At 39.8% G+C, this 21,047-nt stretch carries 27 protein-coding genes and 3 pseudogenes; 8 read left to right on the forward strand and 22 right to left on the reverse strand.

The annotated features are described in order from the left end of the window. The first annotated feature begins 33 nt into the window (after positions 1 to 33). Positions 34 to 234 (forward strand): annotated as a pseudogene (locus tag KA717_04285) (ISKra4 family transposase). A gap of 87 nt (positions 235 to 321) precedes the next feature. Here KA717_04285 and KA717_04290 read toward each other — a convergent pair. From KA717_04290 to KA717_04330, 9 genes and pseudogenes are all read right to left on the reverse strand, one after another. Continuing rightward, positions 322 to 606 (reverse strand): annotated as a pseudogene (locus KA717_04290) (transposase). A 112-nt stretch (positions 607 to 718) separates the two neighbouring features. Next, complete coding sequence (locus KA717_04295) at positions 719 to 1,360, reverse strand: transposase (GenBank protein ID UXE62084.1); 642 nt, start codon at positions 1,358 to 1,360, stop codon at positions 719 to 721. 26 nt (positions 1,361 to 1,386) lie between these two features. Then, a complete protein-coding gene (locus KA717_04300) occupies positions 1,387 to 2,070 on the reverse strand; it encodes a hypothetical protein (protein UXE62085.1) in 684 nt (227 codons plus the stop codon). Beyond that, entirely contained in the window at positions 2,060 to 2,452 is a 393-nt protein-coding gene (locus KA717_04305; GenBank protein UXE62086.1) for a hypothetical protein, read from the reverse strand. The genes KA717_04300 and KA717_04305 overlap by 11 nt, the downstream gene beginning before the upstream one ends. A 139-nt stretch (positions 2,453 to 2,591) precedes the next feature. Next, entirely contained in the window at positions 2,592 to 2,828 is a 237-nt protein-coding gene (locus KA717_04310; GenBank protein ID UXE62087.1) for a hypothetical protein, read from the reverse strand. Positions 2,829 to 3,000: 172 nt separating this feature from the next. Beyond that, the gene (locus tag KA717_04315; GenBank protein UXE62088.1) at positions 3,001 to 3,960 is read right to left on the reverse strand and encodes an ISKra4 family transposase; all 960 of its coding nucleotides are present in this window, start codon (positions 3,958 to 3,960) and stop codon (positions 3,001 to 3,003) included. A 299-nt stretch (positions 3,961 to 4,259) separates the two neighbouring features. Next, a pseudogene (locus tag KA717_04320) lies at positions 4,260 to 5,597 on the reverse strand (IS5 family transposase). Between the two features lie 122 nt (positions 5,598 to 5,719). Continuing rightward, positions 5,720 to 6,118 (reverse strand): IS1 family transposase, encoded by a 399-nt coding sequence (locus KA717_04325; GenBank protein ID UXE62089.1) that lies wholly within the window; start codon positions 6,116 to 6,118, stop codon positions 5,720 to 5,722. Positions 6,119 to 6,192: 74 nt separating this feature from the next. After that, positions 6,193 to 6,321: an IS1-like element transposase gene (locus KA717_04330; GenBank protein ID UXE62090.1), complete on the reverse strand. Its 129-nt coding sequence runs from the start codon at positions 6,319 to 6,321 to the stop codon at positions 6,193 to 6,195. A gap of 236 nt (positions 6,322 to 6,557) precedes the next feature. Here KA717_04330 and KA717_04335 point away from each other — a divergent pair, with 236 nt between their 5' ends. Next, positions 6,558 to 6,800 (forward strand): hypothetical protein, encoded by a 243-nt coding sequence (locus KA717_04335; protein UXE62091.1) that lies wholly within the window; start codon positions 6,558 to 6,560, stop codon positions 6,798 to 6,800. 214 nt (positions 6,801 to 7,014) lie between these two features. Here the strand turns inward: KA717_04335 and KA717_04340 are convergent, their stop codons facing one another. From KA717_04340 to KA717_04350, 3 genes are all read right to left on the reverse strand, one after another. Next, complete coding sequence (locus KA717_04340; protein ID UXE62092.1) at positions 7,015 to 7,458, reverse strand: DUF29 domain-containing protein; 444 nt, start codon at positions 7,456 to 7,458, stop codon at positions 7,015 to 7,017. A gap of 63 nt (positions 7,459 to 7,521) precedes the next feature. Further along, positions 7,522 to 8,142 (reverse strand): Uma2 family endonuclease, encoded by a 621-nt coding sequence (locus KA717_04345; protein ID UXE62093.1) that lies wholly within the window; start codon positions 8,140 to 8,142, stop codon positions 7,522 to 7,524. Positions 8,143 to 8,174: 32 nt separating this feature from the next. Beyond that, positions 8,175 to 9,095 carry a hypothetical protein gene (locus KA717_04350; GenBank protein UXE62094.1) on the reverse strand — a complete coding sequence of 307 codons (921 nt, stop codon included), beginning with the start codon at positions 9,093 to 9,095 and terminating at the stop codon, positions 8,175 to 8,177. An 87-nt stretch (positions 9,096 to 9,182) separates the two neighbouring features. Between KA717_04350 and KA717_04355 the strand changes: the two genes are divergently transcribed. From KA717_04355 to msrB, 5 genes are all read left to right on the forward strand, one after another. After that, positions 9,183 to 9,851 carry an energy-coupling factor ABC transporter ATP-binding protein gene (locus KA717_04355; protein ID UXE62095.1) on the forward strand — a complete coding sequence of 223 codons (669 nt, stop codon included), beginning with the start codon at positions 9,183 to 9,185 and terminating at the stop codon, positions 9,849 to 9,851. A 4-nt stretch (positions 9,852 to 9,855) separates the two neighbouring features. Continuing rightward, entirely contained in the window at positions 9,856 to 10,590 is a 735-nt protein-coding gene (rsmG, locus tag KA717_04360; GenBank protein ID UXE62096.1) for a 16S rRNA (guanine(527)-N(7))-methyltransferase RsmG, read from the forward strand. 16 nt (positions 10,591 to 10,606) lie between these two features. Beyond that, the gene (locus tag KA717_04365; GenBank protein ID UXE62097.1) at positions 10,607 to 11,011 is read left to right on the forward strand and encodes an MAPEG family protein; all 405 of its coding nucleotides are present in this window, start codon (positions 10,607 to 10,609) and stop codon (positions 11,009 to 11,011) included. Positions 11,012 to 11,111: 100 nt separating this feature from the next. Beyond that, positions 11,112 to 12,074, forward strand: a complete 963-nt coding sequence (locus tag KA717_04370) for a glycosyltransferase family 9 protein (protein ID UXE62098.1) — start codon at positions 11,112 to 11,114, stop codon at positions 12,072 to 12,074. Positions 12,075 to 12,116: 42 nt separating this feature from the next. Then, on the forward strand, positions 12,117 to 12,626 hold the full coding sequence (gene msrB, locus KA717_04375) for a peptide-methionine (R)-S-oxide reductase MsrB (GenBank protein UXE62099.1): 510 nt from the start codon (positions 12,117 to 12,119) through the stop codon (positions 12,624 to 12,626). 169 nt (positions 12,627 to 12,795) lie between these two features. On the opposite strand, the gene KA717_04380 is transcribed toward msrB, so the two are convergent. The 9 genes from KA717_04380 to KA717_04420 all read right to left on the reverse strand — a co-directional run bounded on the left by KA717_04380 (position 12,796) and on the right by KA717_04420 (position 19,294). Next, positions 12,796 to 12,876, reverse strand: a complete 81-nt coding sequence (locus tag KA717_04380; GenBank protein ID UXE64547.1) for a hypothetical protein — start codon at positions 12,874 to 12,876, stop codon at positions 12,796 to 12,798. A 72-nt stretch (positions 12,877 to 12,948) separates the two neighbouring features. Beyond that, a complete protein-coding gene (locus KA717_04385) occupies positions 12,949 to 13,476 on the reverse strand; it encodes a DUF433 domain-containing protein (GenBank protein UXE62100.1) in 528 nt (175 codons plus the stop codon). A gap of 51 nt (positions 13,477 to 13,527) precedes the next feature. Continuing rightward, positions 13,528 to 13,836, reverse strand: coding sequence for a hypothetical protein (locus KA717_04390; GenBank protein ID UXE62101.1), 309 nt, complete (start codon positions 13,834 to 13,836; stop codon positions 13,528 to 13,530). Between the two features lie 566 nt (positions 13,837 to 14,402). Continuing rightward, positions 14,403 to 14,636, reverse strand: a complete 234-nt coding sequence (locus KA717_04395; GenBank protein UXE62102.1) for a hypothetical protein — start codon at positions 14,634 to 14,636, stop codon at positions 14,403 to 14,405. A 232-nt stretch (positions 14,637 to 14,868) separates the two neighbouring features. Next, on the reverse strand, positions 14,869 to 15,540 hold the full coding sequence (locus tag KA717_04400; GenBank protein ID UXE62103.1) for a hypothetical protein: 672 nt from the start codon (positions 15,538 to 15,540) through the stop codon (positions 14,869 to 14,871). Between the two features lie 639 nt (positions 15,541 to 16,179). Next, the gene (locus tag KA717_04405) at positions 16,180 to 17,160 is read right to left on the reverse strand and encodes a caspase domain-containing protein (GenBank protein ID UXE62104.1); all 981 of its coding nucleotides are present in this window, start codon (positions 17,158 to 17,160) and stop codon (positions 16,180 to 16,182) included. A 228-nt stretch (positions 17,161 to 17,388) separates the two neighbouring features. Next, positions 17,389 to 18,564, reverse strand: a complete 1,176-nt coding sequence (locus tag KA717_04410) for an IS4 family transposase (protein UXE62105.1) — start codon at positions 18,562 to 18,564, stop codon at positions 17,389 to 17,391. A 17-nt stretch (positions 18,565 to 18,581) separates the two neighbouring features. Next, complete coding sequence (locus KA717_04415; protein ID UXE62106.1) at positions 18,582 to 18,776, reverse strand: transposase; 195 nt, start codon at positions 18,774 to 18,776, stop codon at positions 18,582 to 18,584. A gap of 197 nt (positions 18,777 to 18,973) precedes the next feature. Next, positions 18,974 to 19,294 carry a hypothetical protein gene (locus KA717_04420; protein UXE62107.1) on the reverse strand — a complete coding sequence of 107 codons (321 nt, stop codon included), beginning with the start codon at positions 19,292 to 19,294 and terminating at the stop codon, positions 18,974 to 18,976. Positions 19,295 to 19,442: 148 nt separating this feature from the next. Here KA717_04420 and KA717_04425 point away from each other — a divergent pair, with 148 nt between their 5' ends. Next, on the forward strand, positions 19,443 to 20,183 hold the full coding sequence (locus KA717_04425) for a hypothetical protein (protein UXE62108.1): 741 nt from the start codon (positions 19,443 to 19,445) through the stop codon (positions 20,181 to 20,183). Positions 20,184 to 20,297: 114 nt separating this feature from the next. On the opposite strand, the gene KA717_04430 is transcribed toward KA717_04425, so the two are convergent. Then, entirely contained in the window at positions 20,298 to 20,762 is a 465-nt protein-coding gene (locus KA717_04430; GenBank protein UXE62109.1) for a DUF29 domain-containing protein, read from the reverse strand. Between the last annotated feature and the right edge of the window lie 285 nt (positions 20,763 to 21,047).

Consider the following 21,047-nt stretch of genomic DNA (forward strand, 5'->3'; position numbering starts at 1 on the left):
TCCGTAAAGGTTTCAGCTTTTTTCAGCAAGCCCTATTTAAACAAGCATAAACATCGGATTGTCAATTATGGTTATTTGCAGGCAGAGGGCATTTCTATTGGCTCTGGCTCTGTCGAATCTCAAGTTAAACAAATTGGTCATCGTCTTAAAATTACTGGTGCGAGTTGGAATTCTGACAATGTACCACAAGTCCTTCGTCATCGCTGTTCCTATTTAAATGATTACCTTTTTTGACTCTTTCATTTACCTCGTTAAGTATTTCTACTTATTGCAAAGGTGAGATGCTCCCTTAAATGCTTCTTTGCTACTATAGCTTTCCATTCCTATAAAGTACTGTAAATAAGGGTTCTCTTTTATTTGTTCTACTGTTTCTCTGTCACTTTTTCCTGAAATTTCTTTGATAATTAATGCTCCTAATGCCATTCTAAATGATTTGGCTGGGGCTCCTTTTTTTTCTGTGAAGTTTTTTGCATATTCTTCCTCATATTCTTCCCAGGGAATCATTTTTGACATTTCTATCCAACGATTTTCTTCGTCTAACTGCCCGCCGAACAGATTTTTCAAGTTTTCTGGTGTTTCAATTGAGTACTGTTGCTTTCGGTACATCTGCTTTCTCTCTTCTTAATGCAATGGTTTTGAGGCATTCTACCCTATTTTCGTGCATTCTAGCGGTTCTTAATTCGCCTACTATTTTTCTCCGTAAAGGTTTCAGCTTTTTTCAGCAAGCCCTACTTAGAGAAGGAGGCTGCTCCCCTAGTCGAGCCGCTAGACATGATTGCGTCAGAAAATCTAAGACAGAACGCCCTTGTAATTTCAACGAATGATTGACTGTCAGCATTCTCGACACAAACTCACTCCCCGCTTGAGACTGAGAACCAAAGCTGAGGTTACGCCAAATTACGGCTGGTCGCAAAGCTCGTTGTGCTGAATTATTCGTCGGTTCCACCCCCTCTCTATAGACAAACGTCCAGAGAGCCGCCTCCACTTTCAGCAACTTTCGACAGGTACGGACTGTTTTCGCGAGGGGCGATTTTTCGCGCCAACCAATTTCGATAGCCGCCGCCGACATTAATTCTTGGTGCATTCCCCATCTGAGCAATTCTACTGCTTCGATAAATAACTCCTTCGACAGCGTGCCGTCTCTGACTTTGTGCCACCAATGAAACAGGCGATAGCCTCTCGCTAGTAATGCTGTACCGATTTCTTGTGATGCCCCTGTTCTTTCTGCCATCGCCTGAAAGTCTCTCAGCACATGAGACCAACATAGTTGTCGCAATTCTGGCTTCACCCAACTGTAGCTGCCATAACGGTCACTGCCTAAGTAGCCCGTGAATGTCTCGCCGATTAACTGTTTGGCCACTTCTCAGCAATTCTAAATTTGAAAAATCAGGAGGAATTAGTGGCGGGCAGAGAGTCAAATGGCTCAAGCATAAAATCAAGAAGGTGTTGCCAGCTATCAAAGACAAAATAGGTAGTAAGAGTGCGTAAATGGGAAAAAAAGCATCTTCGAGTCCCTAAAAGTAGTCGGATACGTTGGTAGGACTCATCTAAAAGCTGTAAAACGGTGTGAAACAAGAAAGCCAGTAAATTTAAGGTGAGCAAAAAGGTAGCAAGATGGTGGTCACCATGTCCAAAATTGTGTTCTAGATGGTAGCCCTGAGTCTTAAGAGTATTATGGTTCTCATTTTCGGTTTTCCAACGAGAGCGAGCGACACTGACTAACTCAACAATGTTATCGGCTTGGGGAAAATGGTCGGTAATCCAATCGTTGTGAAAGAGAACCTGACCATCAGAACGGCGAGTAACAGTGACCTCAAACCAATGAGTATTGAGGGCGGCGGAACCATCTCTTAGGGGCAAGTGATAAGTCCAACGATAATGATAGTCATGCCAATCGCGACCATGACGACGACGCTCATGGAAAGAGTAAACTTCCCCAATCTTCTCGGCATAGTCCAAAAACTCATAGAGAGTAGGGTGAGATTCAGGCAAACAGACAAAAAGATAGTGAAAGTGGTTTTGAAGAGCCTCTTCGCACATCGGTTGACGACTATAGAGGTCATCCCCCAATCATAGTAACGCTAAACGGGTCAAAGAATTCTCGATGTCTGTGGAGCCAACGTTTTGCCGCCGCTACCTCACAGTCCTGTTTCTCGTGACCATCTTGAGGAGTAATAAATTCAGGGTCAAGACTAATCACCGCTTTTTGCTGAGGTGAGACAATTACCGGTAAGATTGCCGAATGAAAGTAAGTCACTGTCCCGTTTTTATGGGTTCGATGGGAACATTGCTCACAGTGGATATTTTGGGAGGAGAAATACTCTGTGCCATCTAGCGGAATTAGTAATTGCTTGTCTAACACCTCATACCGAGTCAATATTCCTCTGGTCTTTAGTAGTTGATAAATGTCACTAAACACCACAAATAACCAGCAATTCTCAGTTTTAGACACAGCAAGCCTTTTAGGGATTTAAAGAACATTTCAAAGGGGGTTTTTGGGGCAATCCTGTATGTACTATTGCGCCTAAAAGCCTGAAGACTCGTAAAATGAACTTGTTAATCCCGTTGAATTTTACCCCGTATTACGCGAACTAAAACCTGAAACTCTTGCTACAGCGCAAATTTAGAATTGCTGTTAGTAGTTGATAAATGTCACTAAACACCACAAATAACGAATTGGCTTTGATTTTATCCAGGATATTGCGGATTTGATTGTCACTAGGTATTTTGATGGCACCGAATAGAGTTTGAAGATTATCCCTACCGTTGCGACTATGCAGTTGTCTTTGATGTTCTAGCCCACATTCCGCAGGTAAGTCAAGAGACAAAGTAGTACTTTTGACATGAAGAGCCAAGAAAGGAAAGAATATGTTTGTGTTTGGAGGTCAAATTAACGATAGTTTGAATGCCGTCAATCTCTAACCAACGGATAAACAGAAAAGACTGAAAGACCCAACGCAGAGTGGGAATGGCGGTCGGTTTACCCTGGGTGCATCCCACTTAAGATAATACATTGACACTCAAAAGAGGAGAGTGATTGAGATAAGCACATCGTAGCCGAAGAATACGAGAAACATTATGAAGATGCCAACGTGCTCCCGACAATTTAACCCTAGCTCCCACCTGTTTAATCTTAGACTCCACATCACCAGAACCAATCACAATACCAAGCTGTTGATAGTATTGGTAATCAGGGATACGCTGATAATGCTTCGTCAAATAGGCTTGAAAATTCTTTGCCCTCTTGCTTTTGACTCCATCAAACGCATCTATTGCCTTGTTCACAAAACCCCGCCACAGTAAATGCTCCACTGCTTCTAGCCGTTTGAGAGAGCCACCCACTTTGAACAGATTCTCCTTGAGATGATACCAATCCAACACCTCTCGTCGTATCAGCCACGATTGAGTGGCGAAACTCTCTACCGCATTCCAGATTGCGGGATGACCATCTCCCAAAAAGGTCACTATTGGGGACAAAGGTTGAACATTGCTCCAATTCTTTAAGCCCTCTGGGTCTTGGAAAAAGGCTTCACAGACATTGCCATGAAGACTCACCAGTTTATAATCTCGCCACTGTCCCCCTTCCTTCTCCTCGCCCCGCAGACAAATCTTTCCCCCATCTATACTGACCCCCGCACTCTCTGACTGAGCTTGAGCTAAGGGCAGTTCTGTCCGTTCTACCAAGCGATGTAAACTGCTATGTCCTACTTTTATCCCCATCAACTCCTCTATATCTTCTTCTGCTTGTTGGTAGGATGTTTTCGCACTGGCTCTTAGACAGCATTTCTCTAAACCTGGACTTAAGACGATTTTTGGCGACACCTTTAGTTTTCTGGCTTGTTTTTGGCTTATTTCCACTTCTCCGACTAGGGTTTTGATTTTTCGCTTGTTTCCAGACCGTTTTTTTCCCCCCTTCTGAAAAAAAAACTCCCCCATTGTTGGCCCCACAATTTCTAACATCTGGGTTCTGACTTCTACTTCGATGCTTCCAAAGTCGGTAGTGTTCTGAATCTGTGGAAGCACATCTAAATAGGGCTTGCTGAAAAAGTCAAAAAACGAAAGAAATGTGGGTTAGGGAAGTATGGACTGAAAAAGCATAGATAACTTATCCTTATGGAAACAAATCAAAATACAGATTTTGTTTAATCTATTGTTCCTTTCTGTCTAAAAAGGTCAACACAAATCACTCCTCACAAAAGAGAGGAAAATTAACACCATTTTTCACAAGAAAAACGACTCTACAACTTTTTACTTTTTGTCTTCTGAAGTAGAGTAGAAAGATTCATTACCAAAAAGTTCATCGCAATTACCGTTTCCGAGGTCTCAGGTAGTTTGGCCATCACTCGACCAAGACTAAATTTCCTCTTTCCCTGTCCGAATTTACCCTCAATGGCATTACGCACTCTTTCATCTGAGCGTGCCTCTTTCTTTTTTTCTTTGCTCACCTCTTTCGGCGGTCTTCCCAATCGGGGACCACTCATTCTTATATCCCTTTCTTTACAATAAGCTCGATTCGCTTTTGTTCGATAGATTTTATCCACATGAACCGATTCCGGATAACATCCTGTTTCCCTTTTATATTCTTCTATTCGCGCTTGTAAATCTCCCGATTCGTTGTAATTATCCCAACTTAATTTGTCTAAGAAGACAAAGCCATTCACATTACTTGCCGATATTTTAGCTCCAAACTCTACTGCTTTTCCCGCTTTTCCACGCACTATTGGACGCACGTGAGGTTGGCTTACACTCACAATTCTGTTTTCTACTTTATTTGTCTTTTTTTCATACATTTCTAACTGTTGCTCATACACTTTTCCTATCGTTACAAGCTCTTCTTGCTCTTTTTTCGTTAGTTTTTCTAACTTTGCTCCCTCTTCTATCATTTTTTCTATATCAGACAAGTTTCTTTTTATATATCCTAGTTGTTTTTTTGTTCCTTTTCTTCTTTCTTTTTTTGACACACGACGTTTTTTTGCTATGGCTAAGTACTCTTTTCTTGCCACTTCCCTATAAGTCCTCGGCTTTTCTTTCCTTTTCTCTTTTATTTCTTCATACAGCTTATCTATTATTTTTTCTGTTTTTTCTCTGGCATCATTCAATATTCCTATATCCGTTGGATATTTTATATCTGCTGGTGTACAAGTCGCATCTAACAATAACTTTCCTTCATTTTCTTTTTTTTCTGACGCTACACCCGTCGCTTTTTTTTCTATTTCTTTATTAATTTTATTTATTAATTCCATTCCTATTTTTTTACGAAAATGAACCATCATTGACGCATTAAATGCTTCTTTGCTACTATAGCTTTCCATTCCTATAAAGTACTGTAAATAAGGGTTCTCTTTTATTTGTTCTACTGTTTCTCTGTCACTTTTTCCTGAAATTTCTTTGATAATTAATGCTCCTAATGCCATTCTAAATGATTTGGCTGGGGCTCCTTTTTTTTCTGTGAAGTTTTTTGCATATTCTTCCTCATATTCTTCCCAGGGAATCATTTTTGACATTTCTATCCAACGATTTTCTTCGTCTAACTGCCCGCCGAACAGATTTTTCAAGTTTTCTGGTGTTTCAATTGAGTACTGTTGCTTTCGGTACATCTGCTTTCTCTCTTCTTAATGCAATGGTTTTGAGGCATTCTACCCTATTTTCGTGCATTCTAGCGGTTCTTAATTCGCCTACTATTTTTCTCCGTAAAGGTTTCAGCTTTTTTCAGCAAGCCCTAAATAAGACATCCAAATTCAAAGCGATTGATAAATAATCCAAGGACAATATCGTGCATCACAATAGATTTGGAGAAACAAATCGTTTTTCTCGCTAATCTCTTTATTCGAGTTCTCAATGTCAAGTGCTTTCGTTCGATTTTTTGAGTATTATACTTACCCACCTCATGCAATGCTGGCTCAATATGTCGTTCGTAAGCCCCCCATCCATCTGTATAATATTGAGTAATACCAAAAGATTCTAACAACTCTTTTAGCCTTAGAAATGCTTCGTCTTTGTGACCAGACAAAACATAAGCTAATATCTCACCTGTCTTATGAGCAATAGCGTGCCATAACCATCTTTGCTCTTTTTTGCTCTTCACAAAACCCCACATTTCGTCGAGTTCTGCTTCCACGTCATTCCATTGGCAGAGCTTTACAATACTCTGACTGGGTTCCAGTTCTGCTAGTTTTTTTTCGTTGACGAATACTAAACTAGACTCTTTTTTTTTAGTTCACTAATCACTGTTGATGGACTAATCCTCAGCACACGGGCTGTATCCCTTATGCCACTACCATTCATTGCCATTTCGGCAATCTTTTCCTTTACTTCTGGCAAATAACCTTTATAAGTATAGTTTAAGATAAATGTGCAACGCTTACATTCTGTATTACGACATCTGTAACGCTCTTTCCCCTCCCCAGAGGGGCCGTGTTTCACAATATCCGTACTTTGACAACTTGGGCAAACAATTGCTTTGAATAGCATGGCACACCAATTTTAAGATTTACATTTATTTATTATTACTCTTTTCCACAGGTTTAGAACACGACCCCAATGAAAATCATGTTTTAGTGGTTGAGGTCAAAAGTAGTTTGGGGGTAAATGATGTCAAAGAATTACAATCAGACTTGAACAAATTTAGACAATTTTTTCCAGAATATGCCCAGAAGCAACTATACGGAGCCGTTGCAGGCATTGAGATTGAAGAGGGAGCAGATCGCTATGCCTATCGTCAAGGTTTATTTGTTTTAGCTCAGGCGGGAGAGACGGTTTCTATTTTAAATAATCCTGATTTTCAACCTAAAAATTGGTGATTAGGAGATCGCCTTTTGGTAAGATCATGACAAGATGAACAACTCAAGCGACGACATTATTATATGAAAGGGATTGGGGAAAACAGCAAATTATTGATTTGTTTGCAGTAATTGAAGCAAAAAGCCAAAAAGACCAAAAAGACGCTTAATTGATCTTCTTTAAAATATCCAAAGAGAATCTTCTGAATGACACAAAATTTGAATAATATCAATTTTATTCAGGAAAATAGTCAGCATCTAAAACTTGTTCAGAGCTAAAAGGACAATCCGAAGGAAAAGTTATTTTGGGCAAATTTGTTTCTTTTGAAGCATCATTGCAAGCCAATTGATAGCATTTTGAAAAAACTTCAGTCAAATAAGGCTTTAAGCTTGGGCTATCCTCCAAAACAGTAGAAATTTGCCGTCTTTGTTCATTAATGGTACTAATCCAGCTAGAAGTTCTTTTTTCGGGTTGGTATTGCCACTTAAGTAAGTGCATGAACAGCACAATTAGTCGGTTTTTAACTTCCCGTTTATCATTTCTTCCCATTGATTCGATCTCGTCTATCAGATTTTGTCGGTCTAAATCTTGTAAATCTCCATTTTTGAGTTGATTGACGGTTTGCTCAATCCAGAGATTAAAATCAGTATCATAAAGCGTTTGGGTTAGGGTCTTCATTTTCAATACTCATTCATAATTAATTATTTTAAGACTTTAGGGATTGTCATGGCTCAACTCCAGCTAAATCATCCCCAGTTGAAAAACTTGATTCGCCGTCAAATTTAATTCAGGAAAAGTTTGGGAAATAAGGCGATCGCCATTTTGAAATTTATTGATTTGATATTCTTCCTCTACCAAATTACAAATAGAAATTGTCGGTTGCTTAGGATTGCCAATAAAATTACGCCCTCCTAGAGCCCCATAATCCACAATCCAATATTCCAGAATTCCCATTTCCTCATAATCAGCAAATTTTAAATGGTAATCATTCCGCCAATTGGTCGAGACAACTTCAATCACTAATGGGATAGATACCCCACTACTCAGAATAGATTCTTTCTGCCAGCGAGATTCATTCGGTAAATTAGCGCGATTCATCACCAGAATATCGGGAAAATAACCAGAATCTTTGTCATCGGGTCTCACAATGACTTGATTAGGAATCAAATAGGGAAGATTTAATCTGTCAATCATTCCACTCAGCTTAATTGTCAGAAATCCTTTAATTTCTTCGTGTTCACCGACCGGTTGAGCCATTTCAACAATATTTCCATGATGAAGTTCGTAACGCAGATCAGAATTCTCAGGCAGCCAATCGACAAATTCCTGAAAAGTCGTTGTTTTGAGTAAGGTTTGGCTCATAACTTTATGGCTTTATGATTTACAGATTAGAATTAAAAATCCTTAAGATTAGGATTATTTTGTAGTTTTTGAATTTCATCAATTACCGCATTATTCTCGTGATTTAATTGCACCGTTACTGAACGGGATAACTGATCTTGCTTTTGCAAGGCTTGGGCATAATAGGTTTGGGCTTGTTGAAGTTTACTTAAATCTTTATCATTTCTGCCCTCAAGACGCAATAATTGACCCTTAAGATACTGTAATTCAGGATTATTAGGAGTTTCAGCGATCGCTTGATTCAGATAGTTCATGGCCTTATCATACTGTTTTAAATCACGATAGGTTGTTGATAAGGCACGGTTTTTTAGATAATCAGGGGAAGCATATTTTTCAAAACGGCTAATTACCTGATCGGATTGGGAAAAAGGCGTGTATTTAGATAAAAATAAATCCAAATAACCCCGTAAAAGATTTAATTCTGGATCATTCGGATCGATTTTTGAGGCTAGATCGAGATAGTCAAATACCTGTCCGGCTTTACCCACAGCTTCGAGATAGCTACCTTGTTTAAGTAAATAACCGCCTTCTAAGAAATGACCCACCGCTAGATATAAATTGCCACGCAGGGGATCTTGTCCCTTTAAAATTTCCGCCGTTTTTAAGGTTTTGTCGGCATAAACTTTCATGGATTCATAGTTAGCCGCATCGTAGGCGAGGGAAGCTTGCATCGCATAGGCCAATGGTTCAGTTGGCTCTGTCTGAAAAGCCTGATCTAAATAACTTTGAGCGGTTTTGTAATTTCCATCCCGAAAAATAGCTATAAACGCGGCTTCGGTATTATCGCCAATATTGTGGGGATTTTGGCTGCGAAAGGGATCACCGGCCCAAACTGCCGGATAACTCGCTCCTAAACAGGTGACAAGGGTTAAGAAAAATAACCTAAACCGTTTGGAGAGGGAAAGTGCCTTCATAGAATGGTATTGTCCTAAAAGTCCTGGGTGAGGATAAGCTAAAACAAATTCTTTTCCTAGGTTAACCGCTTGAGGGAGCGATCGCCCATGCTCTATTTACGAAATGTTAGTTATCATCCACCAGCTAGTCTGACCCCAATTTTAAAGGAGGTTAATTTGGAGTTGGCTCCCCAGGAGTTAGGTTTAATTATTGGCCCCAGTGGTTCGGGTAAGACGACTCTGTTGGAAATTCTGGCGGGTTTGGCGGAAAAAACCGAGGGGGATATTTTTTGGCGTGATCAGCCCCTAATGCCTATTCATCTTCAGCAGTTGGGTGGCTTGGTGTTTCAGTTTCCAGAACGACATTTTTGCGGTGGTACGATTTTAGAAGAGTTGCGCTTAGGTCATCCCGAAATGAGCAGCGATCGCCTCAAGGAAGCCTTAGCAGAAGTGGGCTTAGAACATTTAGCCTGGGAAACCGTTCCCCATGCTCTCAGTGGTGGTCAACAAAGACGTTTGGCCCTGGCAGTGCAATTGATTCGCCAACCCAATTTATTATTGTTGGATGAACCGACTGCGGGTTTAGATTGGTCGATGCGCCGTCAATTGGCAAAATTATTGGGCAAATTAAAACATCATTGGACGTTATTAATTGTGAGCCACGACCCAGGAGAACTGTTACAAATCGCCGATCGCAGTTGGAAAATCCATCAAGGTGAACTAACCTCGTTTGACCCCAATTTGTTATTAAGCCAGTCTGAAGCGGTGGCGGTCTAAAGCCATGAATGATAATAACTTGTCAATTTCTCCCTTACCTCTGCAATTAGAAACTTGGGAAACTAGCCTGGGCTGGCAACCCCAGAGTCAATGGCCCCAATTCCAGCATTTGTATGAATTAATTTTGACTGGCAATCAACATTTGAACTTGACACGCATTACCGAACCTCTGGATTTTGTGGAGAAACATCTCTGGGATTCCCTAGCCGGTTTGTTTTTATTACCTGACATTTCCCAGTTAACCCAGCCCCAGGTCATTGATATTGGCACAGGAGCCGGTTTTCCTGGCATTCCCACCGCGATCGCCTTTCCCGATTGGTCTATTACCCTTTTGGATTCAACCCGCAAAAAAATCCAATTTATTGACGAGTTGTTAACCACCCTGCAAATTACCAATGCGAAAACCTGGCTAGGACGGGCCGAAACCCTAAGCGGCGATCGCCATCATCGCAGTCACTATGATCTGGCTCTCATTCGGGCAGTGGCTCAACCCGCTATTTGTGCCCAGTATGCCCTACCCTTGGTAAAGCTGGATGGTTGGGTCGTGCTCTATCGCGGTCAATGGGAAGCGGCGGAAACCGAAGCTCTTCTGCCCATTGTGGAGGAATTAGGGGGTAAAATCGAAACCATTAAAACGATCCAAACACCTTGGACATCGGGGATTCGCAATCTAATTTATCTTCGCAAAGTCAAAAGCACTGCCGTAACCCTTCCTCGTCTCAAGCGTAAAACTATTTAAAATTCCGGCAATTTTCATGAATAATACAACTTATCTTTTACCCAGTTTAGTCACAGTGTTAACCCTATTGGTCTATCAGGTTTTGGTAATCAATGTGGGACGGGCCAGAGCCAAGTACAAGGTAATGCCGCCAGCCACTTCTGGTGATGAGAATTTTGAGCGGGTTTTACGGGTACAGCAAAATACCCTAGAACAATTAGTCGCTTTTCTACCGGCTTTATGGCTATTTTCGTTTTATGTTAGTCCGGTTTGGGGAGCGGCGATCGGGGCTGGCTGGGTGATTGGTCGCATTGTCTATGCCTGGGGTTACTATCAAGCTGCCGAAAAACGGATTGCCGGTTTTGCAATGAGTTCTCTGAGTGGATTGACGTTATTGTTTGGGGCCTTAGTCGGCATTGGCTGGACAATATTCCATTCTTAAGGATCATCGGACTTGTGCAACGCTCAAAACTTGCTATAGTAAAGCTGATTAATTGGTAAACCCATTAAGCTGACTGCTACTGTTCAAGGTTCCGATCATGATGCGAATACTAGCACTTGTCCCTGGGGGAATTAGCGATCAACTGCTCTTTTTCCCCGCCCTCGAAAGCCTCAGAGCCACTTACCCTAATGCGGCGATCGATGTGATCGTTGAACCTCGCGCTAAATCAGCCTATCGGGTCTGTCCCTACGTGAATGAAGTTTTACTCTTTGACTTCAAAGACCGCAATGGTTTAGCCGATTACTTAAACTTACTTGGCATTATCCGCGATCGCGAATACGAAGCTGCTGTGAGTGTCGGCAGAAATTGGGCGGTGGGACTATTACTTTGGCTAAACGGTATTCCGGTGCGAGTCGGTTATCAAACGGAGGCTTCTTGGTTCTTATCCAATCCTGTCCCCCTCAAACCTGAGCAGTACGCAGCCGAGCTTTACCATGATTTAGTACAAGGCTTTGGCATTCAATCCCCCTGTCCAGCCCTAAAAGTCACGGTTCCCAAGGAAGATATTGTTTGGGCAGAAGCGGAACAACAACGCTTAGACCTCAAAAGTAACGGCTATATTTTAATTCATGATAGTTCCAGTCGTTTAGCCTCGATTCAGGGACTCAATAAAATTTATCCCGTCGCTAAATGGCATCAAGTGATAGAAGATATTCAGGCCAAACAGCCGGATTTGGGCATTGTGCTACTTCAGGGGCCAGACAGTGAAGAATGGCTGGCGGAAATGCAGAAAAATCATCCCCATTTAAAAATTACTCGACCTGGAGATCTGGGTAAGTTGGCAGCCATGATTGCAGGGGCCAACTTAATGATTTGTACTAATAGCGCACCAATGCACCTTTCCGTAGCCGTCGGAACCTATACGATCGCCCTTTTTGGCCCAACCGACCAGGCAAAATTACTTCCTTCTGGCCAAGAGCGTTTTATTGGTATTCAATCTCCCAGTGGCGATATTGGTGATATCAAACCGGAGAAAATTTTAGAGCAGGTATGGCGTAGCTGATGACAACAGACTGCATAGCGAGAAATCCGTAATCCTTAATCAATGAAAAGACGTTACCTTTTAGAAGCGGGTTCAGTTACCCTAGGAGCCGTCTGGTTGGCTCAATCTTTTTCTCATCGTTCTAACCTTGAAATTTCTATGGCAAGTACAAAAGAAACCTTTGAAGTGACTAAAACGGAAGCTGAATGGCGTGCTATTCTCTCTCCAGGACAGTTTAATGTGCTTCGGAAACATGGTACGGAGCGATCGCATACCAGTCCCCTGGATAAGCAGTATGGTCAGGGGGTTTATCATTGTGCCGGCTGTGATTTACCGTTATTTTCCTCGGAAACAAAGTTTAATAGCGGGACAGGTTGGCCCAGTTTTAATCAACCTCTGGAAAAGGCTGTGGCAACTTCCACTGATCGCAGCTTATTTATGACTAGGGTAGAGGTACATTGTGCTCGCTGTGGTGGGCATCTTGGTCATGTTTTCGATGATGGCCCTGCTCCTACGGGTAAGCGTTATTGTATGAATGGGGTTTCGCTTAATTTTGTCCCTGACGAGGCCTAAAAAACTGAAACCGGCGATCGCCTTCTAAACCTAAATGCCAAAACGCGATCGCCCATAGTAGGGCCATAGGTGTCAGCATAGGTGCGGCGATCGATGCGGTAACTCATAGGAGTTTCTCTCAGTAGGGTTTAGGTTATTATATAAGGTTAGAGAAGTTAGGCAAAAATCATTATTCATAATGTGTCCAGATTCGTACAATTTTGATTTTATGTTCTGACTTGATAACTTTATAAACTAGACAATGTTGAATGTTAATTTGTCGAGAATAGGCTCCATTTAAATCACCGATAAGTTTTTCGTAAGCTATAAATCAATCGCCATTTTACCATTCTATTTCCTCGTCACAGTTTTCAATAGGTGTGTTTAAACCTTCCTGAATAGATTGTCGCATTCCTGGAATAGAGAGTAAATATAAGGTATGCCAATAGTCGGCGGTGACGGCCTCGCTTGGAGAGTCTAAACCTTCTTGTAATAGAGCAGTTAATTTTTCTTGAGCTTGTTGTTTTTGGCGATCTTGATTCAGTAAAGTTAAATTCTTTTCTAATTTCTGGGATTTGGCTTGCTTCAATCGTTGAATAAGCGGTGATGATTCCTTTTGCCAATTTTGATAGTTCTGCTCTCTTCTTTGATTAACGTTGAAAAGATAGGCGTTGATTGCGGTTTGATTTTGATGATAATAGGTTAGGGTTGCGTAAATTTTTTCTAGGTTTAGACTAGGAAGTTCGGATAAAATTTCTTCAGGGGAGTAACCATTTAAGTGATATTTTAAAATGTCTTCGATACCGATACGATGGCCTTTGAGTCGAATGTCGTCTTCGGCTAAAAATTCAAAGTAGTTTTCTAGTTGCATGGGATTAATTTGATGTGATGATAGGTTAATAGGATTAATTGACGAATATTTTTATCCAGCATTAGATTCTGCAATAATCTTGGCGTTGAGAAGGGTAAAAATTTGATTGAGTTCTAGAATACCTGCCAATTCTGCGGATTCTTCTGAGGTTAGTGCTTCTCCTTTTTGTTTATCAAACAGTTCATCTAAACGTTGTTGAAGTTTATCGGTAAATTTAAACAAATACAGTTGTCGAACTTTACTGATTTTGATTTCTGTTTCTACCCAGGAGGAGGGTTTGACCATGTTTTCTGTTAGCATTTTAACCTCTGTAACGGTTAATTTTTCTTTAGCTTGTTGTTTTTGGCGATCGCGGTTCATTAGGTTAAAAAGTAATCGGCGACGGAATTATAGTTACCTGAGCGCAATTGTCGTAGTAGGGTTCAAGTTCTTGGGGAATGGGAAAGTTTACGTTCATCGTTTATTCTCCTAAAACATTAGGTTTTTGTAAAATTTAACAATATTGAATTTAGGGTAGGGGCTTGGTCTCCAAGTCCGATTATTTCTGATAATAGAGGTATTGTCTTCAAATTTTATAGTCTCTGGATTTGGAAAACCCCTACGGGTATTTAAGTTGAAAAAGTTCAGCAGTTTGCCTATAATCATTAATCGCATTTTGATTTTTATAAACGGTAGGGGTTTGGTTTCCAAATCCATTCCCAAATTCACGATAATCACCCATATTTAAAAATGTTATTGTCGAATTTTATTGTTTGGAATTAGGGATATTGAGATAGGAATTAAAATTTTGGGGATTTGGGATGGGAATCAAAAATTGGGGATTTGGAGACCAAACCCCTACGGGAATTTAATTGGAAACGCCCAATTCAAAAGTTTATTAAAAGCGTCTGCATAGACGAATTTTTCTTTTAATGTTATAGTCTTCCTTAAGGAGAAAATAAGCTAAAAAAAATGATCAAATCTTCTTGGATAAAATGTTTATCATGGGTGAATATTTCATGAATACCAAGTTGTTTTATTACGATTATTGAGACACAATCGGTAAGGCTATATCCTTTATCTAGAAGATTGGCATAAAGTTCTGCAAAATAACCATCGAAATCTTCAAATAAAGCTAACGCACCTCCCTGCTCGGTACTTTGAGCCGCTTGAAATTTCATCTACAATAGATCTGTTTTCTATGGCTTGTATCGTAATGATTTTGTTTTATATAAAAAAGAAAAGATATTCTTTAATAATTCCAAAAATTATACCTCAACTTTAATTTCGCATCAATTTCATACTAATTTTAAAAGACTGGAAAAATGGAGAGCAAAACAATCGTAAAAGTGAAAAAATTTCACACAAAAGTGACAATATTACCTCCACTTTATCTAAAAGGTTTTTTGTTTATTAAGGTTTGCAAGAAGAATTAAAACTATAAACATTTTTCCAGCGTCTTACTGTTTCAATGCCAATGGGGAAAATAATGGTTGAATCATCCGCAAATGTAATTCTTGCCTTTACTTCATCTTCAGGCGAAGAACGTAATAAACGAACCTGTTCAGCAGTGGCAAGAAAATTTTGACTGGACATATACCATCTACCCGTTCTGTCCTCAGATTTGCTATTTTCATAGACTGGGTAAGTATAATCTTTCTGCCAATATTTATTTTCAGAATTTTCAGAACTTAGTCTAACAATTTTATCGCCAACTCCAATTTCTAGTCTAACAGGAATGATAGTTTTAGGCTCAATAGAAGTGGAAGCCGATGCGTACTGATATACAAGTTTAACAAAACAGCCCTCAACCTTACTTCCGAAAAAAGAAATAAAATTTTTTTTTCCTGGAAGAGGATAACCGAACCAAGAACCATTTGTCTCTTCATGTTTGTCTATCACAATTTTACCAACCGTCGTATTGACTAGACCATCTTGGATACTAGTTACTTGACTATAAGGCCAATTTCTTCCTCCCCAGGGTAAACCCTTGCTCATGTTAAGGTCATCCTCAAGAATAGATGCCTCTGAAAAGCTTTGAGCAACAACAGATTTGATTCCTAAGACAAAATTACTTGTTGACAATAAAAATAAGACTGCTAATTTAAAAAAGTTCATAAGAACATACAATATAAACTGTAAAGTGAAGATGATTAAAATCCCTACAAAGCAAGGAATTCAACGTTCTAAATATACTAACAGTTGTTAATTTAGCTCAAATCCATTATTAACAAGGCTTTTACTCAATTCTTACATGACAACATCGGATGAATCTTTAAAAATATTTTTTTCTAACATTAAGATAGACTTAATACTAAAGTTTACAGCAAATTGGGATCAGCCATGTCATGTATGCAAAGCATCAAAACCAGTGCCAGAAAGCGTTTTCCAATTTATTCCTGTAGCGGATTTGATCGGAAATCGCTGTAATACATTCGATCATTAATAAAGCGGTTACAAAGATATCATAACTTTTTATAGTTATTGAGTCAAGGATCAATTATCAGCAATTCTCAGTTTTAGACACAGCAAGCCTTTTAGGGATTTAAAGAACATTTAAAAGGGGTTTTTGGGGCAATCCTAGGTGTACTATTGCACCTAAAAGCTTGAAGACTCGTAAAATGAACTTGTTAATCCCGTTGAATTTTCCCCCGTATTACGCGAACTAAAACCTGAAACCCTTGCTACAGCGCAAATTTAGAATTGCTGATCAATTATGTAATTTTAGCAATTTTTTTCATTACCAGGACATACTTTTGGTTGTTCCAATGTGGGTGTTGATTCTATAACAAGGGGACGAATCGGTTTTTGAGTGTCTGGATTTTTTTCAGGCTTAGGAATAGGTGGAATAATCAGAGTGGGAAAGGTTATTTCAGCCTTTTGATTAAAAGCAAATTCTCCTGTTAAAGAAGATGAGTTCCAAGGCACTTGATAATTCTTGGTATCTTTAGCAACATTAGATCGCACTTGTCGCAGCATTAAATCCACATCTAGATTTGGAGTTTTAATATATTTCAATAAATAAGAAGTAAACAACCCATTACGTCCCATACCATCACTGGCTACTTTTCCTGGTGCAGTTGCAAAAGCGATTAACGTTCCTGATGCGGGCTGTACTGGTGTTGTTAATCCCCTGCTAGATGACCGCGAAAATTTGCGGAAAGGATTATCACGACAAGCATCTAAAATCACAATATTAATCTGATTACCTGCACTTTCCATTCTGCCTAGTATTTTCCCCAAAGGGATTGACTCATATTCAACATCTTTTTCGGCTTTGATCTGAGCATTAACAGGAATGAGATAATTTTCTCCTTCTACCTGCATTCCATGACCCGCATAATAAAATAAACCGACGTAACCTTGATTAATTCGAGTTGAAAATTGATCAAGAGAATCATTCATCTCTCGTTTAGAAGAATCCTTAAGCAAAATCACCTCAAAACCTAATTCCTTCAATGCGGCAGTCATATCCGTTGCATCATTAAGCGGGGTATCGAGTTTACCAACTTGATAATTTGCATTGCCAATAACTAACGCGATTCTTTTCTGCTGTTGAGTATTAAGCGAATTTTGGGCAATAGCTTGATTGATACTTTGAAACGGTAAAAAATTAGATCTCTCAACAGAAATTGAGAAACCAAAGGAGAGGATCGTAGTGGCGATTACCAATTTACCAACAATTTTAAGACGGGGAATGAACATAATAAATTATTTTTTGGGCATGGAGAAAGCTTCTATGGTCATTTTTTGAGGAGAATTAAAGCTAATTTTTGATAGCACTTGAACTTTTTCCTTATTATTAATCATTTTCTGCACATCATTCACTGGTATCACCTTATTCAAGTCAATCTGTACTGACTGAGCCGATTTTTGTAGTCTGAATGCCTTAATGGGTACACCAGGCCAAGTTTTGATATCTGACTTTTCCCGTTAAGTGCGGATTGCAAGCTGCCAGCCTTGGCAAAGGTCATGCAACTTCAACCAACCGCGCCAAAGGACTTGGATACCGAGAGGAGTTTTACGACGATGTTCAAGATAACCACCAAGAAAAGCAACAGACTCGACAGCCCAAGCAACAGTCAAAATAGGGGGAAGTTTTTGAGAGGCGGCTGCTTTTAACACCTGAAGTTGAAGAGGATTAAGAATTTCAATCGCGAGAGCATCGGGCTGGGTACGATGAAGATAAGTAACGTGTAAAAGTTCAACAGCAATGACACTTAAAAAACCCAAAAGAGTTTTCATTCCATCAGAGGCAAGTCGATAACGCTCACTCTGACAACCAGACTTAAGGACTTTATGAAATTCTTCAACCCGCCATCGGTAGGTGTACCAACGAAGAATAGTGACAGCCATCTCAATAGTCTCAACAACTTCTGTAGTCAGAAGCATCCAAGATAAAGGAGTTTCGCCTTCGGGACAATCGATTTCTGTCGCATAAACAGCATAGACATTCAACGGGTCACGATTATCAAAACGATAGGGAGTTCGTAGATTAACTGGGCAAAATCGGACGGCAAGCTTAACCTTCCGTGCTTTTCTTTTTCCTGTACTCGGAATCTCGATTTCTTGATGAAAACGAATCGGTTCTGATTCCAAATGTTGCCAAAGTCGTTCACTATTTTTGTCTAAACTACGATTATGAGACGCTCTGACCAGCACTCCTGTATGCTTGAGTTGACGCACTGAGTCAAAGACTTCTGAAACATCTCCTTCTCTGTCAAATACATGAATTACCCTCGTTGAACTTTCTACCTGTTTCTCACAGGTGTTTAGAGCCTCTACCCATTTGTAGGATTCTTTTTCCTCAAATGGTCTTTGACGAGCTGCTTTTCTTTGTTCTTTCTGTCTTTCTTTTTTCTGCTTCGCCGTTTCATCTGTTGGGGGCTTTTCTTTTACCTCCCTATTCCACAGTTTTTGCCATAATAAACCTAATACTTGTCCTTTTTCTGGCTCAATTGCTAAAGCACTATGCAGTATTAATCCATTCCCTCCTTTTCCAGTCGGCCCATACCCTTCCCTTTTTTCCTTGATATTGCGATAATCTAAGAAGGTCGTATCTCCGACTGATAGCATTATCTTATATTCTTCTACGGCGGCAGTTGTCATTTCACAGTGCGGCTCTATTATCTTGACAAAGTCTGTTTTCGGATTCCCAAAAATTCATAGGCCCTCTTTAACTCGTTTCCTCCCTTAAACACTTCTGATAAGGCTTTTCCAAACCCCTCACTTAACTTTTTCCCAATCGAGAAGGCACGATTGTTTAGCCTCTCGTCTCCCAATTCACAACTGGCAAAGTTTTTTGTCCACCATTCCAACATTTTTTGACCTGCCCTTTAAGATTTTCTCCATTTTACAGTCTCATACTCCCTTCATCCTTTGTTTTTGAAATTTGAACGATAAGCGGGATGATGGCTTCAGAATATTTTTTTCCTGTCAAGAGAATCATTACTCAAACCCTTGCCAGATAAAGCCTCTAGAAGTTTGCATTGCTGGATTTTGGACTTAACGGGAAAAGTCAGGTTTTGATATAACCTCGAATCTTAGAAGGAAGCGATTGCCCCTCAATCCAAACATCCCCTTCAAAACTAACTGACTTCACCTGATTTAATGGAATCGTTTCCGTTTCTCCCCCTGCCGCCACCGTTAACTTTATTTCCCCAAAAGCCGTTAACCGTCCCGTCAAAGGAGTCCCCTGCTTCCGTACCACCGTCGCCGTATCAGGTACAGCCACCTCCAAAACCGTTGATTGACTGCCAACACTTGCCGCCATCGAAGCCCAGAGCGTAATGCCGATTAATCCAGAAAAAATACTTCCCCGCAAAATGACCTTATTCACAGAATTAACCCCTTAATATCCAGACAAATCAGAGATAATGGGATTTTAGCATAACTTTTTAGCCCAACTATCTGAGGTAATTAAAATGGCCGAACCCCAGAATACTGAATTTAATCCCCTCGGCAAACTGATTAGTGTACTGGCTTTATTGGCCGCCGCGCTTTACTTCACCGGCTGGATTTATCGCTGGGCCTACTTTAGCTTTTTTCACCTCGAAGTTACGACCCTTAGCCTTCCCAACGAATCCTTTTATTTTGCCGCTTTTCAAACATTTTTTGGAGATATTTGGGCAATTCCCAGAAAAATCCTATTTTTAATCGTGATCATATTCGCTATTCTTATTACCTTTACAGTGCAAAAATGGCTTGGAAAATATCTAAAAAAATTACCGATCGCCTTCAATAAATCCCAAACCAAGATCATTAATTTTTTATCCTCTTTATTAAATGAATTTGTTATCGTTCTTTTTGTGTTGACGGCTCTCTTTTGGCTCGCAATCTGGCAAGCAAAGGATGATGCTTGGAATGATGCTGTTAACGAAACCTCTTCTTTACCAATTGTCACGATTGTTATGCCCAAAGATGCAGTATTGGGACGAAAATTTGATAATCCCTTAGAAAGTCGCTCGACAAAACCCAACTTACCAAAATTTAGTATTATCGGCGATCGTCAATCCTACGAACGTTTGTTAGATAAAGAACTTAATGATATTAGTAACCCTGATAAACCTAGAGTTTGGCGACTTTTACTAAAGGGTGATGGCTACTCCTATATTTTTCCAGCCCTACCTGAAAACAATCCTAAATTAACCGTTCCCGTTGTGATGGTTTATGAAAGAGATAACGGCGTTCAACTAACAATTTTAAATTCCTCTCTTGCTAAACCTTGATAATTCAAATATCTCAATCTTAAATCAACAACAAAGGATAAACCTAAGCGATCGCAGTTAAGTATTAGTGAATAGCAGGCGATCGCTATTCCCTGTCTTCTCCTTCCTTTTGACTCACTGCGATCGCGGTAAAAAATCAAAATCTAAAACCTGTTCCCAGGAGTAAGGGCATTGGGCTGGAAAGGTAGAAGGAGGTAAACCTGTTTTGTCTATAGCTAACTTCCGAGCTTTACGATAAACGATCTCAAATTTAGCAAAAAGATAATTGTAGAGTGTCTTAGACTGGAAGCGTAATTCCAATTCATCTCGAAAATTACGAATTTCTTCGCACCACCCCCGATGACAGTAATCCCATTCTGACTGCCAATAATGATAAAGTAATAGATGTTTTAATAATTGCTTGAGATAACTTTCTACTTGATGTCTTTGTTCATTCCCCAAAGCAGTTATTTCCTCGATTAAGTTTTCCAAATCTAAAGAATTAAAATCCCTTCGATGCAATTGCTCTAGGGTTTGATCGAGCCAAAGCATAAAATCTTGCTCATACAAAAGCTCAATTTTTGATGGTAATGGTATCATAGCTTTTTTCTAAACCGAATAAATATGTAACAATTGTCATAAAAACGAGGTATGGACAAAGGACTTAAGTCCCTTGTTAGCAAAATTAACAGATACTCCATAACAATGAAAAACGCCATATTCCTATAATTGTAACGGGATCAGGCGATCGCAGTTAAATATTAGTGGAGAAAGCGATCGCTTTTGGATTAAGATGAAACGATCACCTCTCAAATTTTATCTCGACAAAAAGAGATCGCCAATGCTGATTCAGCTTATCTAACAACCAATAGCTGCTAAACGTAA

This window comes from Woronichinia naegeliana WA131, assembly GCA_025370055.1.
Classification (GTDB): Bacteria; Cyanobacteriota; Cyanobacteriia; order Cyanobacteriales; family Microcystaceae; genus Woronichinia; species Woronichinia naegeliana.

Excerpts from the sequence above, each read along its gene's own strand:
- KA717_04315 (UXE62088.1), bottom strand. The coding sequence starts at position 3,960 with ATGTTAGAAATTGTGGGGCCAACAATGGGGGAGTTTTTTTTTCAGAAG.
- KA717_04340 (UXE62092.1), bottom strand. The coding sequence starts at position 7,458 with ATGAAGACCCTAACCCAAACGCTTTATGATACTGATTTTAATCTCTGG.
- KA717_04345 (UXE62093.1), bottom strand. The coding sequence starts at position 8,142 with ATGAGCCAAACCTTACTCAAAACAACGACTTTTCAGGAATTTGTCGAT.
- KA717_04350 (UXE62094.1), bottom strand. The coding sequence starts at position 9,095 with ATGAAGGCACTTTCCCTCTCCAAACGGTTTAGGTTATTTTTCTTAACC.
- KA717_04355 (UXE62095.1), top strand. The coding sequence starts at position 9,183 with ATGCTCTATTTACGAAATGTTAGTTATCATCCACCAGCTAGTCTGACC.
- rsmG (UXE62096.1), top strand. The coding sequence starts at position 9,856 with ATGAATGATAATAACTTGTCAATTTCTCCCTTACCTCTGCAATTAGAA.
- KA717_04365 (UXE62097.1), top strand. The coding sequence starts at position 10,607 with ATGAATAATACAACTTATCTTTTACCCAGTTTAGTCACAGTGTTAACC.
- KA717_04370 (UXE62098.1), top strand. The coding sequence starts at position 11,112 with ATGCGAATACTAGCACTTGTCCCTGGGGGAATTAGCGATCAACTGCTC.
- msrB (UXE62099.1), top strand. The coding sequence starts at position 12,117 with ATGAAAAGACGTTACCTTTTAGAAGCGGGTTCAGTTACCCTAGGAGCC.
- KA717_04385 (UXE62100.1), bottom strand. The coding sequence starts at position 13,476 with ATGCAACTAGAAAACTACTTTGAATTTTTAGCCGAAGACGACATTCGA.
- KA717_04390 (UXE62101.1), bottom strand. The coding sequence starts at position 13,836 with ATGAACCGCGATCGCCAAAAACAACAAGCTAAAGAAAAATTAACCGTT.
- KA717_04395 (UXE62102.1), bottom strand. The coding sequence starts at position 14,636 with ATGAAATTTCAAGCGGCTCAAAGTACCGAGCAGGGAGGTGCGTTAGCT.
- KA717_04405 (UXE62104.1), bottom strand. The coding sequence starts at position 17,160 with ATGTTCATTCCCCGTCTTAAAATTGTTGGTAAATTGGTAATCGCCACT.
- KA717_04410 (UXE62105.1), bottom strand. The coding sequence starts at position 18,564 with ATGACAACTGCCGCCGTAGAAGAATATAAGATAATGCTATCAGTCGGA.
- KA717_04415 (UXE62106.1), bottom strand. The coding sequence starts at position 18,776 with ATGTTGGAATGGTGGACAAAAAACTTTGCCAGTTGTGAATTGGGAGAC.
- KA717_04430 (UXE62109.1), bottom strand. The coding sequence starts at position 20,762 with ATGATACCATTACCATCAAAAATTGAGCTTTTGTATGAGCAAGATTTT.